Raw genomic sequence first — 13,384 nt, 5'->3', positions numbered from 1 at the left:
CGCCTCGGTGGCTCTGCGCAAGCTTGTCGATGCGGCGCGCGCAGCCAGCAGTTCGGGAGACGACAGGCGCCGGGCTCAGGAGGTCGCCGATCGTTTCATGCGGGCGCTCGGCGGGGATCAGCCGGGATATGAGGACGCGGCGCGGGCGCTTTATGCGGGGCAGGAGGATCGCTTCAGGGAGCTGACGGAGAGCTGGCCGAGGGATGTCCGGGACCATGCTCGATATCTCGCCCGAGGTGCATTCCGGACTGGCCCCGCGGAAGAAAAGTAAATCCTGCTATGTCGGGGTAGTCGGCGGGAAATGCCGCCGACTCAGGTCATGCCGAGCGGTTGGGTCCTTTTTGAACATGTTCTGTCCGCGATTGAACATGGACCGGATGACAACCGCACCCTAAGTTGTTTCGAGCCGCCGGGGAGGGCGGTTCGGAGGAGCAATTTATGGATCGCATGAAGAACAAGGTCGTTCTCGTTTTCGGCGCCGGCTCGGTCGGCCCGGGTTTCGGGAACGGCAAGGCTGCCGCCGTCGCCTATGCCCGCGAGGGCGGCAGCGTCGTCTGCGTCGACGTTGATCTCGATGCGGCGAGGAACACGGTCGACGTCATCGAATCCGAGGGCGGTTCAGGCCTGGCGCTCGCCGCGGACGTCACCAGATCCAGTGATATTTCTGCCGTTGTCGAAGCGACCATGGAACGCTTCGGCCGTATCGACGTGCTGCACAACAATGTCGGCATCAACCTGCCGGGCGGTGCGGCGGAGGCAACCGAAGAGAGTTGGCGCAAGGTGATGGACGTCAACCTGACCAGCGCCTTCCTCACCTGCAAGGCCGTTCTGCCGATCATGGAGAAACAGGGCGGCGGGGCGATCATCAACATCTCGTCGCTCGCCTCCATCAGGTGGACCGGCTACCCCTACGTTTCATATTATGCATCGAAGGCGGCGCTCAATCACTTCACGCGGGCGATTGCGATCGAATATGCGGCCAAGGGCATCCGCGCCAACGCGATTCTTCCGGGCGTGATGGATACGCCACATATCCAGAAGCAGATCAGCGGCTATTATGGTTCTGCCGAGGAGATGAAGGCCAAAAGGGACGCGCTTTCGCCGATGAAACGGCAGGGGGATGGCTGGGATATCGCCTGGGCCGCGGTTTTCCTCGCTTCCGACGAGGCAAAATACATTACCGGCGTCGAGCTTCCGATCGACGGCGGGCTGCATGTGACGGTGTCCGGCAGCTTGAACTGAGGCAATTGCAGGTGCGCTGGAGCGAGATCCATGATGTGGATCGGTTTTAAAGTTTCTACTCCGGCGGCAAATCTAGGCTTGCCTAATCTGTCGGACTTCAGCAAACTCCGGCAACTTGAAGAAGAATAAGATCCAGATAATGGACCACTGCGGATGGCTGGAGGAGCTGGACGTCGAGAGGAGAAGCGGTCGCGCCGGAGAGGGGCGTGGTCCGCGCGGATTTGCGGCTTGGTCCGCGAATATCCGGAGCGTTTCTTCCGTTTGTCCGCTTCGCAGCACAGAGGAGGATGATGTGTGACGGCAGCTCATAATACGGTCGAGCCCATGGACGAGGCTTCGCTGCTCGCCGGCCTCGAAGGCGTGGCGCCGCAGCAGAGCGGTTCCGTCTGGATGCGGCCGGCGGAGGCGATTGCTGCTGCGCTTCTCGTCGGAATTATCGCGCTTCTGTTGGCCGGGGTTATTTCCCGCTACGTTTTTTCGCTGCCGATCGTCTGGATCGACGAGGTGGCATCGATCTCTTTCCTCTGGCTTGCCATGCTCGGCTCGGCCATGGCCGTCGACCGCAGCGAGCACCTGCGGCTGACGCTCTTCGTCGGCATGCTGCCGGAAAGGGTGCAGGGATTGGCCAACACGCTGGCCCTGCTGCTGATGGCGCTTTTCCTCGGCGTGATGCTGCGGCCGGCCTATGAATATGCAATCGAGGAATCCTACATCACTTCTGCGGCGCTCAACATTCCGATGAGTTTTCGCGCCGCCGCCCTGCCCGTTGGTGTCGGGCTGATGTTGATCCTCGCGGTTATCAACGCGCTGAAGGGATCGACCTTGAGGCAGGTCGCGATATCGGTGGTGGTCATCGCCGCCGCGACCCTGCTGCTCTGGCTCGTCGGGCCGGGCCTCAAGGAGATCGGCAACTGGAACATCCCGATCTTCCTCGTCGGTTTCGTGGCGTTGTTTCTCGTGCTCGGCGTGCCGATCGCCTTCTGTTTCGGCCTTGGGACGCTGGCATTCCTGACATTTACGACGTCAGTCCCGGTGTTCGTAATGATCGGCCGCATGGACGAGGGCATGTCGAGCATCATCCTGCTGTCGGTGCCGATCTTCGTGCTGCTCGGCTGCGTGCTCGATGCGACCGGCATGGGCAAGGCGATCGTCGAGGTGCTGGCCTCGCTGCTCGGCCACGTGCGGGCCGGCATGTCCTATGTCCTGCTCGGTTCGATGTTCCTGGTGTCCGGTATTTCCGGCTCCAAGGTCTCCGATATGGCGACCGTCGCGCCTGCCCTGTTTCCGGAAATGAAACGCCGCGGCCACAGGCCGCCGGAGATGATCGCGTTGCTGGCGACCGGGGCGGCAATGGCGGAAACCGTGCCGCCTTCGATTGTGCTGATCGTGCTCGGCTCCGCCGCCGGCGTCTCGATCGCCGGGCTGTTCACGTCGGGTTTCGCGATCGCCATGGTTTTGCTTCTGGTTCTCGCGATCCTGGCGCGCTGGAAGGCGCGGCACGAATCCATGGCCGGTGTGCGCCGTGCACCGCTTTCGGTGATCAAGAAGGCGTTGCTGGTCGCCGCTCCGGCACTGGTTTTGCCCTTCCTGATCCGCACCGCCGTCGGCGAGGGGATCGCCACCGCGACGGAAGTTTCGACGATCGCCGTCCTCTACGCGATGATCATCGGGGCGACGCTCTACGGCGGCATCAGCCTGAAGAAGCTCTATGCGATGCTGGTGGAGACGGCAGCACTTTCCGGCGCGATCCTGATGATCCTGGGTGCCGCGTCCGCAATGGCCTGGGCACTGACCCAGACGGGATTTGCAGCCCAGCTTGTGCAGGCGGTGCAAGGCCTGCCAGGTGGTTGGCTGACCTTCATGGGCGTCACCATCCTGATCTTCATGGTGCTCGGCTGCGTGCTCGAGGGTCTGCCGGCGATCGTGCTGATGGCGCCGATCATGTTTCCGGTCGCTCGTTCGCTCGGCATCAACGACATCCACTATTCCATGGTGGTGGTGACGGCGATGAATATCGGCCTGATGACGCCGCCGATCGGCATCGGTTTCTACATCGCCTGCAAGATCGGCAATGTTTCGCCCGACGAAGCGATGAAGGCCATCTGGCCCTATATCGGCGCGCTGATGATCGGCCTTCTGGTGATCGCGGCCGTGCCCTATTTCTCGACCGCCTTTCTCTAGAGGCTGTGAGGCAAAAAACTGGGAACTGAATTCGGAGGAGGATTTCATGAACGTCAATCGCAGAACGCTTCTTTTGGGCGCGGCCACGACCGGCATCGCCACGACCTTTTCGATCCGCACGCGGCCGGCCAATGCCGCCGAGTTCACCTATAAGTTCGCCAACAACCAGACGCTGACGCATCCGATGAATACCCGCGCCAAGGAGGCTGTCGCCAAGATTCTGGAGGAGAGCGGTGGTCGCATGGCGATCAATATCTTCCCGTCGAGCCAGCTCGGCGCCGATACGGACATGCTGAACCAGGTGCGTTCCGGCGGCGTCGAAATGTTCAGCCTTTCGCCGATCATCCTGTCGACCCTGGTGCCGAATGCCTCGCTCAACGGCGTCGGTTTCGCGTTCCCGAGCTACGACAAGGTCTGGCCAGCCATGGACGGCGAACTCGGCAAGTATGTTCGCGGCGAGATCGAGAAGAAGGGGCTGCTGACGCTCGAAAAGATATGGGACAACGGTTTCCGGCAGATTACCTCGTCCAAGGGGCCGATCGAAAAACCGAAGGACCTTGAAGGTTTCAAGATCCGCGTGCCGGTCAGCCCGCTCTGGACCTCGATGTTTACCGCCTTCGGGTCGGCGCCAGCCAGCATCAACTTTGCCGAAACCTATACCGCGTTGCAGACGGGCATCGTCGACGGACAGGAAAATCCACTCGCCATCCTGACGACGGCAAAGCTGTTCGAGGTGCAGAAATACGTCTCAATGACGAACCACATGTGGGATGGTTTCTGGATTCTCCTCAACCGCCGCTCCTGGCAGGCGCTGCCGGCAGATCTGCAGGGGATCGTCTCTAAGCACTTCAACGCCGCCGCCGAGCTGCAGCGCAAGGACGTCATGGGCCTCAACGCCACCGTTCAGGCCGAACTCGAAGGCAAGGGCATGAAGTTCAACAAGCCGGACGGCGCGCTTTTCCAGGAAAAGCTGCGCGCTGCCAATTTCTACAAGGACTGGAAGTCGAAATACGGCGACGAGGCCTGGGCGATCCTCGAAAAGGCTATCGGCAAGTCATTGAGCTGATCGGTGGCGGCCATGCATCTGATGGGAAACGGCATATGCAACAGGTGATCGAGATCCCCTCGGGTCTTCGGGAAGGTGCCGTTTCCGGCTCGCAGGCGGTGGAGCGGGCGCTGCAGCTTCTCTCCATCGTCGGCCGCGGCGCGGAAAAGGGCGTGGCGCTCGCCGATGTAGTCGCCGATAGCGGCCTCAACAAACCCACTGCCCGGCGGCTGCTGATGGCGCTGATGCGGTCCCGCCTCGTCGAGCAGGACGAACTTACCCGCCGATATTATCTCGGCGGGGAACTTTACGTCCTCGGCATGCTGGCTTCTCGCCGGCACGGCCTTCTGGAAATGGCGGGCGAGAGCCTGAAGCGGCTTTCAGGAAAGTCGGCCGATACGAGCTTCGTCTCGATGCGGCGTGACGACTACGCCGTCTGCCTGCATCGCGAGGAGGGCACGCATCCGGTGCGCACCCATGCGCTGCTGACCGGCGACCAGAACCCGCTCGGCGTCGGTGCCGGTTCGCTCGCGATGCTGGCGGCATTGCCGGACGCGGAAGTGGAGGCGGTCCTCGGCCGCATTGAAGGCGTCATTGCCGCGCAATATCCGGGCTATTCCCCTCAGATTATCCGAGAGGATGTCGCTCGCTCACGCGAACTTGGTTACGCGCTCAATCCCGGGCGGGTAATCGCCAATTCCTGGGGGATCGGCATGGCGATCCTGCTGCCCGACGGACGGCTTGCAGGAGCGTTGTCGATTGCCGCGATCGACAGTCGCATGGGTGAGGCGCGTCAGAAAGAGCTTGTCGGGCTGCTGGCTCATGAGGTCGAGCGGGTGCAGGGCAAGCTGAAATTGCTGTTCAGTTCGGAGAAACCGGCGCTTCGAAAGGCGCCGCAAGCGGCACGGTCGAGAACACCGGAACGGGTTTGAAACGAAGGAGAAGGTCATGGCAGGAGCGCAGATCGTCGGTTGGGCGCATTCGAAGTTCGGCAAGTCCGAAGCGGGCTCGACGCGGGAATTGATGGCCGAGGTGATCAATCCGGCCCTGGAACATGCCGGCATCACGGCCAAGGATGTCGACGGCATTTTTGTCGGCGTGTTCAACAACGGTTTTTCCAAGCAAGATTTTCAAGGCGCCTTGGTGGCGATGGCGGCCGACGGGTTCGACCATGTGCCGGCGGTGCGGATGGAAAATGCCTGCGCCACAGGCTCCGCGGCGCTCTATTCGGCGCTCGATTTCATCGCTGCCGGCCGCGGCAAGATCGCGCTGGTCGTCGGTGCGGAAAAGATGACGGCACTGCCCACCAAGGAGACGGGCGACATCCTGCTGTCCGCTTCCTATCGCGAGGAGGAAGCGGATGTCGAAGGCGGCTTCGCCGGCCTCTTCGGCCGCATCGCCAGCCATTATTTCCAGCGTTATGGCGACCGTTCGGAAGAGCTGGCGATGATCGCGGCCAAGAACCACGCGAACGGCATGAAGAACCCCTATGCGCATATGCAGAAGGATTTCGGTTTCGATTTCTGCAACACGGTCTCCGACAAGAACCCTTATGTGGCAGCGCCCCTGCGCCGTACCGACTGCTCGCTGGTGTCCGATGGTGCTGCCGCGTTGGTGATTGCGGCGCCCGACGTCGCGGTCGGCATGAAGCGCGGCGTTGCCTTCAAGGCGCACAATCATGTCAACGACATCCTCGCCATGTCGCGTCGCGACCCGATCGCGTTCGACGGCGCGCGCATGGCCTGGCAGAAATCTTTGGCGGAGGCGGGCGTTTCGCTGGACGACCTCAACTTCGTCGAGACGCATGACTGCTTCACCATCGCCGAACTCATTGAATACGAGGCGATGGGGCTTGCCGAACCCGGCAAGGGTTACCGCGTCATCCGCGAAGGCATTACCCGCAAGGACGGCCGCCTGCCGGTCAATCCGTCCGGGGGCCTGAAATCCAAGGGCCATCCGATCGGCGCAACTGGTGTTTCCATGCATGTCATGGCGGCGATGCAGCTCTGCGGCGAGGCGGGCGACATGCAGCTGCCGAAGGCGACGATGGCCGGTGTGTTCAACATGGGCGGCGCCGCCGTCGCCAATTACGTGTCCATCCTGGAGCGGACGAAATGAACGCGACGACCTCGGTTGGCGTCGGCAATCGGACCGAACCGAAGGGCGGGCTCAGCCCCCGCTCGACGCGGGTGATGAACCTTGCCCGCTTCGTGACGCAGGCGATGCGCCGCGAACCGCAGGGCGTTGCGCTGGTCTGGGCCGAGAAGACCTGGACCTGGGAAGAGTTCGAGGCGCGCATCGACGCGATGGCGGCAGCGCTGCAGCAGCGTTTCGGGGTGAGCAAGGGCGACCGCATCCTGGTCCAGTCGCAGAACTGCAACCAGATGTTCGAGAGCATGTTCGCCTGTTTCCGGATCGGCGCCGTCTGGGTGCCGACCAACTTTAGACAGACGCCGGAAGAGGTCGCCTATCTCGCCAAGGCGAGCGGCGCCACAGGCCTGATCTGCAACGCTTCGTTTCCGGATCACGCGCGCGTGGTGCGCGAAAGCAATCCGGAAATCAGTTTCGTTATTGCCATCGGCGCGGCGGATTCTGGGCCGTCCTATGACGCTATTGTCGACGAATTCCGAGGCAGGAAGCCGGCCGAAGCGCGGGTCGAGCGCGACGATCCCTGCTGGTTCTTTTTCACGTCCGGCACCACCGGCCGGCCGAAGGCGGCGGTGCTGACCCATGGCCAGATGGCTTTCGTGATCAACAACCATCTCTGCGACCTGATGCCCGGCGTTACCTCCGCCGACGCGGCGCTGGTCGTCGCCCCGCTTTCGCATGGCGCTGGCGTGCATCAGCTCACCCAGGTGGCGCATGGGGTGAAGACTATCCTGCTGCCGACCGAAAAATTCGATATCGACGCGGCGTGGGCGCTGGTCGAAAAATGGCGCGTCTCGACGATGTTCACGGTGCCGACCATCCTGAAGCTGCTGGTCGAGCATCCGGCCGCCGAGAAATACGACCACTCCTCGCTCCGCTACGTCATCTATGCCGGCGCGCCGATGTATCGCGAGGACCAGAAGCGGGCGCTGAAAAGCCTCGGGCCGGTGATCGTGCAATATTTCGGGCTCGGCGAGGTGACGGGGGCGATCACCGTCCTGCCGCCAGCCTTGCATACCGCCAAGGACGGCGAAGCCGCCAGGATCGGCACCTGCGGCATGGAGCGCACCGGCATGCAGGTGTCGATCCAGAACGATGCGGGCGAAGAGGTCGGGCCTTACGAGACCGGCGAGATCTGCTGCACCGGCCCGGCGGTCTTTGCCGGTTATTACGACAATCCCGAGGCCAACGAGAAGGCGTTCCGCAACGGCTGGTTCCGAACGGGCGATCTCGGCCATATGGATGAGGAGGGTTTCCTCTACATTACCGGCCGCGCCTCGGACATGTACATCTCCGGCGGTTCGAACGTCTACCCGCGCGAGATCGAGGAGAAGCTCCTCACCCATCCGGCAATCAGCGAGGTGGCCGTGCTCGGCGTGCCCGATCCGCTCTGGGGCGAAGTCGGCATCGCCGTCTGTGTCGCCAAGCCCGGTTCGGCGGTGACCGAGAAGGACCTGTTCGCCTTCATCGACGGCAGGATGTCCCGCTACAAGATGCCGAAACGCTTCATCTTCTGGGACGCGCTGCCGAAATCCGCCTATGGCAAGATCACCAAGAAGATGATCCGCGAAGAACTGCAGGCGCGCGGCGAGCTTGACGATAAGTCGGCTAACGATCTGCCGGGGCTGCGCCAACTCAAGCATCCGGGCCCTGTCGCACCGATCAGGCGCGAGGCGGTGCGAACCGCGCTGAAGCCGGTCGAGGGCGTGCTGCGGCCGGGAGAGGTTTTCATGGCCGAGGTGGCGCGCGTCTTCGCGGAGGCGGGCTGCAAGGGTGGTTTCGTCAATATCGAGGGCGGAGCCTGCGATCCGTTTCGTTATGTCCTGCCGGCCTTCTCGCCGGACAAGGACCATGCGGCCTGGTACAGCGCAACCTTCGCGCCGGAAGCGGGCGGCAAATTCCACTCGGCGACTGCGATGGTAGGTGAGCGGGACGGCGCGCCGTTCCTGCATTGCCACGGCATCTGGGATACGGGTGAAGGGGCTCTGCGCATGGGGCATGTGCTGCCCTTCGACAGCATTGTCAGCCGTCCGATAGCGGTCAAGGGATATGGCAGCGCCACAGCGACCTTCTCCTCCATCCCCGATCCGGAAACGAATTTCACGCTGTTTTCCGCCAAGGGCGAGAGCGGCGGGGGCAACGGCGTTCTGCTGCGGATCCGGCCGAACGAGGATGTCGGTTTGGCAATCGAGGAAGTCTGCCGCGAGCATGGCATCGAGAGCGCCCGCATCTACGGCATCGGCAGCATCAACGAGCCCGTGTTCGAGGATGGGCGCCGCGTGGTCTGCCTCGCGACCGAGATCGCCATCGAGAACGGCGTGCTCGAAATGACGCCGGATGGGCTTCAGGCCTCGATCGATGCCGGGGTCGTCGATACGGATGGCGTGATCTATCACGGCCGGCTGGCGCGGGGCGATAATCCCGTCGGCGTCACCTTCGAACTGGTCATCATCGACAATCGGGAGAGCTGAACATGCGCAGCGTCGTCGTCACGGGTGCGGGATCGGGTATCGGCCTTTCGACGACGGAGCTTCTGATCGAAGCCGGCTGGCATGTGCTGGCCGCCGACCGCGATGCTGCGGCGCTTGACCGGTTGGCGGAACGGCTCGGCAATCGGTCCGGTCTCCTCACCACCGTTCTTCTCGATATCACCGACGAGAAGGCGATCGCGGGTTTCGCGGAACGCTGCCAGGCTCTTCAAAATCCGCTTCAGGCACTGGTCAACAGCGCCGGCATCGGTTCGAACGTGCGTTTTGCGGATACCACGACCGATCAGCTCCGGCGGATCTATGAGGTGAATGTCGTCGGCGCGTTCGCGCTGTCTCAGGCGCTGGCGCCGATCATGCGGGAAAACGGCGGCGGGTCGATCGTGCATATCGCCTCGGTCTCCGGCATCAAGGGCAATCTCGGCCGTTCCGCCTATGGCGCGTCGAAGGGCGCGCTGGTGACGCTCACCAAGATCATGGCGGTCGAACTTGCCGACGACCTGATCCGCGTCAACGCCATTGCGCCGGGTCCGATCGAGACGCCGATGGTCAAGGAGAACCACACGGCGGTGACGCGTGAAGAGTGGAAGCGCACCGTGCCGATGCGCCGATACGGTCGGCCGGAGGAGATTGCCACGGCAATCGCCTTTCTCGTCGACGAACGCCAATCCTCCTATGTGACCGGCCAGATTCTGGCCGTCGACGGCGGATTCACGGCTGCCGGACTGATGGCCTGAACCGTTCCGGCACGACATTCGTCATATGACAATCTCTTCACGAAAATAGGCGGCCCGACGCGTCGACGCTCGTTGACAAGTCACGGGATAGATTAGAAAACTGCCGACTTCCGACGGCAGCCACGGGGGGACTTTCAATGTCTAGGCGCGCGTTATTCGGCTTTCTCGCTCTCATCGTTTCCGCTTTCGCTCTCGTCTCGCCGCTGACTGCGGCCGACCGGCGGATCGAAAGCACTCCGAACAGCGATTATCTCGGTTTTGATCTTCGAACCGTGAAGAATGTCAGCCAGCCCCAGTGTGAGGCGGCCTGCGTCGGCGACAATGCCTGCAAGGCTTTCACCTATAACGAGAAAGCCAAATGGTGCTTCCTCAAGTCGGATTACAGCCAGCTCAACCCGTTTCCGGGTGCGACCGCCGGCAAGATTGTCGTAACCGCCGTTGAACCCGATATCGGCGCCCCGCCAAAACTGTCTTTCCTCTCGGAAGAAGTTCTCCAGCAGGCGCGCGATCAGAAGGATGGCCTGACGCTTGGCGACAACCAGCAGAGTTACGGCGTCGAAAATTTGAAGACGATCGCCCAGGGCCAGGTTCTGGCCGGCAATATCGATACGGCCGTCTACAATTTCAAAGGCGCGCTCTCGGTCATCCCCGACGACGGTGCGCTGTGGATCGAGCTTGCCCGTGCTGCCAGCACCGCGAAGAACAACACCACGGTCGACGGCGAAGGCACGCTTGCCGCCGTCAACGGCTATCAGCTTTCACGCACGACGCAGACCCGCGCCGATGCGCTGGCGGTTCTCGGGGCCGCGCTTGCCAAGCAGCAGAATTATCGCGCCGCGCTCAATGCCTACAAGGCGAGCCTTGCGCTGGTGAATGCCCGCACCGTTCAGGCCGCCTATAACGACCTGCGCGAACGCCAGGGTTTCCGCATGACCGGCAACACGGTCGATGCCGACAGCGCCAACCCCCGCGTCTGCGTGCAGTTTTCCGAACCGCTTGTGAAGATCGGCGTCGATTACGCGCCCTTTGTCGTGCTCAACGGCCAGGCGCCAAAGGCGATGGAGGCCAAGGACAGCCAGATCTGCGTCGAAGGCCTCACCCACGGCCAGCGTTACAAGCTGTCGCTGCGCCGTGGCCTGCCCTCTTCCGTGGATGAGCCGCTCGCGGCACAGGTCGACATCGATGTCTATGTCAAGGATCGTTCAGCGACCGTGCGGTTCACCGGCGACAGTTTCGTGCTGCCGTCGACCGCGCGCCGCGGCATTCCGATCGTTTCGGTCAATACCGAGAAGGCCAATCTGAAGCTCTACAGGGTAGGGGACCGCAGCATCGCCCCGCTGCTCGCCAATTCGCAGTTCCTGACCCAGATGGACGGCTATAACGCCACCCAGATCCAGGAGCAGAGCGGCGAACTGGTCTGGCAGGGCACGATCGATATCGCCCAGGACCTCAACAAGGACGTGGTGACCAGCTTCCCCGTCGACGAGGCTCTGCCGACCCGCAAGCCCGGCGTCTACATGCTGACGGCGGCGGCCGCCAATGCGCCGAGCCAGGAATACGATACCAAGGCGACGCAATGGTTCGTGGTGTCGGATATCGGTCTCACCACCTATGCCGGCACGGACGGCCTCAACGTCTTTGCCCGCTCGCTCGGCAGCGCCAAGCCAATGGCCGGCGTCGACCTGCAGCTTCTCGCCAAGAACAACGAAATCCTCGGCACGGCGAAGACCGATGCGGATGGCCGCGCGGTGTTTACCGCCGGCCTGATGCGCGGCACGGCGGCGATGGTGCCGGCCGTGCTGGCGGCCCAGAACAACGGCCAGGACTATGTCGTCCTCGACATGGCCCGTGCCGGCTTCGATCTGTCCGACCGCGGCGTGACGGGCCGCCCCGCACCCGGCGCGATCGATATCCTGCCCTGGACCGAACGGGGCATCTATCGCCCCGGCGAAACCGTGCATGCCTCGGCGCTTGCCCGCAATATCGATGCGACGGCGATCGAGAACCTGCCGCTGACGTTCGTCTTCCTGCGCCCTGACGGCGTCGAGGATCGGCGCATCGTCAACAACGGCTCGCTCGGCGGTTATGCGCTCGACCTGCCGCTGCTTGCGACCTCGATGCGCGGCACCTGGACGATGCAGATCTTCACCGATCCCAAGGGATCGGCGATCGGCGAAAAGACCTTCCTCGTCGACGATTTCGTGCCGGATCGCATCGAATTCGACATGACCAGCGACGCCAAGGAAATCGCGGTCGGGGAGCCGGCGCCAGTCAATATCGACGGCCGTTATCTCTATGGAGCGCCGGCGGCCGGCCTCAACCTCGAAGGCGAGATTGCGCTGAAGACGTCGCGCGAAAATCCGGCCTTCCCGGGCTACCAGTTCGGCCTCGTCGATGAAGAGGCGAGCGAAGCGGTTCGCATTCCGCTGGAGGCGCTCGAACCGCTCGACGACGACGGCAAGGTTACCTTCGACGCGACCGTTTCCGAAGCGCCGTCGACGACGCAGCTCGTCAACGCCGATATCGTCGTGCGCATGCAGGAGGCCGGCGGTCGGGCGATCGAGCGTTCGATCACCCTGCCGGTCAAGGCAGAAGGCGCCCGGATCGGCATCAAGCCGGAATTTTCCGGCGATCTCGGCGAAAACTCCGTCGGCAATTTCACCGTGATCATGGTGGACGCCGCCGGCAAGAAGCAGGCGGTGCAGAACCTGCCCTGGAAACTGGTCAAGATCGACCGCGACTATCAATGGTATCGCGACGGCTCGTCCTGGCGGTATGAGCCGGTGACCCGCACCAGCCAGGCTGCCAACGGCACGGTGAATGTCACGGCCGATGGCGGCAAGGTTTCCGTTCCAGTTAAATGGGGCCGCTACCGGCTCGAAGTCGAAACCGCCGATATCGGCGGACCCACGTCCAGCGTCGAATTCGACGCCGGCTGGTTCGTGACCGCGACCTCGACCGAAACCCCGGATGCGCTGGAAATCGCGCTGGACAAGCAGAGCTACAAGGTCGGCGAGACGGCCAAGCTCAAGGTCTCGTCGCGTTACGCCGGCGAGCTGATGATCACGTCGGGTTCGGAGAGCCTGATTGCGGTCAAGACCGCGAGCATCGGCGCAAGCGGCGGCGAGGTGGACATTCCGGTCACGGCTGCCTGGGGTGCCGGGTCCTATGTCACCGCGACGCTTTATCGTCCGGGCCAGGCGCAGGAAAGCCGCATGCCGATGCGCGCCATCGGCGTTACCTGGCTGAAGGTCGACCCGGAAAACCGCGATTTGCAGGTGTCGATCACGGCGCCGGAAAAGACTCTGCCGCGGCAGCCGCTCAACATCTCGCTACAGGTCGCCGGAGCGGGCGCCAATCAGGACGCCTATGTCACCGTCGCTGCGGTTGATGTCGGTATCCTCAATCTCACGCGTTACCAGCCTCCGGCGCCGGACGACTGGTATTTTGGCCAGCGCCGCCTCGGCCTCGAAATCCGCGACCTCTACGGCCGCCTGATCGACGGCTCGCTCGGCGCGACCGGTCGGCTTCGCACCGGCGGGGAC

At 63.0% G+C, this 13,384-nt stretch carries 8 protein-coding genes and 1 pseudogene; all 9 read left to right on the top strand.

Annotated elements, in window-relative coordinates:
- Positions 1–271 (top strand): DUF2239 family protein (locus MOV61_RS22595; RefSeq protein WP_247138172.1); only part of this gene is annotated, 271 nt, incomplete at its 5' end.
- Between the two features lie 167 nt (positions 272–438).
- Positions 439–1,242 carry an SDR family NAD(P)-dependent oxidoreductase gene (locus MOV61_RS22590; protein WP_247138171.1) on the top strand — a complete coding sequence of 268 codons (804 nt, stop codon included), beginning with the start codon at positions 439–441 and terminating at the stop codon, positions 1,240–1,242.
- A 324-nt stretch (positions 1,243–1,566) separates the two neighbouring features.
- Entirely contained in the window at positions 1,567–3,423 is a 1,857-nt protein-coding gene (locus MOV61_RS22585; protein ID WP_247138173.1) for a TRAP transporter large permease subunit, read from the top strand.
- 46 nt (positions 3,424–3,469) lie between these two features.
- The gene (locus MOV61_RS22580; protein WP_038591116.1) at positions 3,470–4,489 is read left to right on the top strand and encodes a TRAP transporter substrate-binding protein; all 1,020 of its coding nucleotides are present in this window, start codon (positions 3,470–3,472) and stop codon (positions 4,487–4,489) included.
- A 35-nt stretch (positions 4,490–4,524) separates the two neighbouring features.
- A complete protein-coding gene (locus MOV61_RS22575) occupies positions 4,525–5,400 on the top strand; it encodes an IclR family transcriptional regulator (RefSeq protein ID WP_051899868.1) in 876 nt (291 codons plus the stop codon).
- 16 nt (positions 5,401–5,416) lie between these two features.
- Complete coding sequence (locus MOV61_RS22570; RefSeq protein WP_247138170.1) at positions 5,417–6,586, top strand: acetyl-CoA acetyltransferase; 1,170 nt, start codon at positions 5,417–5,419, stop codon at positions 6,584–6,586.
- Positions 6,583–8,214 (top strand): annotated as a pseudogene (locus MOV61_RS22565) (acyl-CoA synthetase); the annotation flags it as partial. The gene MOV61_RS22570 and the pseudogene MOV61_RS22565, both read left to right, overlap by 4 nt.
- A gap of 875 nt (positions 8,215–9,089) precedes the next feature.
- The gene (locus tag MOV61_RS22560; protein WP_247138169.1) at positions 9,090–9,839 is read left to right on the top strand and encodes an SDR family NAD(P)-dependent oxidoreductase; all 750 of its coding nucleotides are present in this window, start codon (positions 9,090–9,092) and stop codon (positions 9,837–9,839) included.
- Positions 9,840–9,976: 137 nt separating this feature from the next.
- A partial coding sequence (locus MOV61_RS22555; RefSeq protein WP_247138168.1) for an alpha-2-macroglobulin family protein occupies positions 9,977–13,384 on the top strand: 3,408 nt, incomplete at its 3' end.

The sequence above is a fragment of the Neorhizobium sp. BETTINA12A genome (assembly GCF_023006485.1).
In the GTDB taxonomy this organism is placed as follows: Bacteria; Pseudomonadota; Alphaproteobacteria; order Rhizobiales; family Rhizobiaceae; genus Neorhizobium.
The sequence above is the reverse complement of the archived record's forward strand: the minus strand, read 5'-3'. Positions and strand labels throughout refer to the sequence as shown.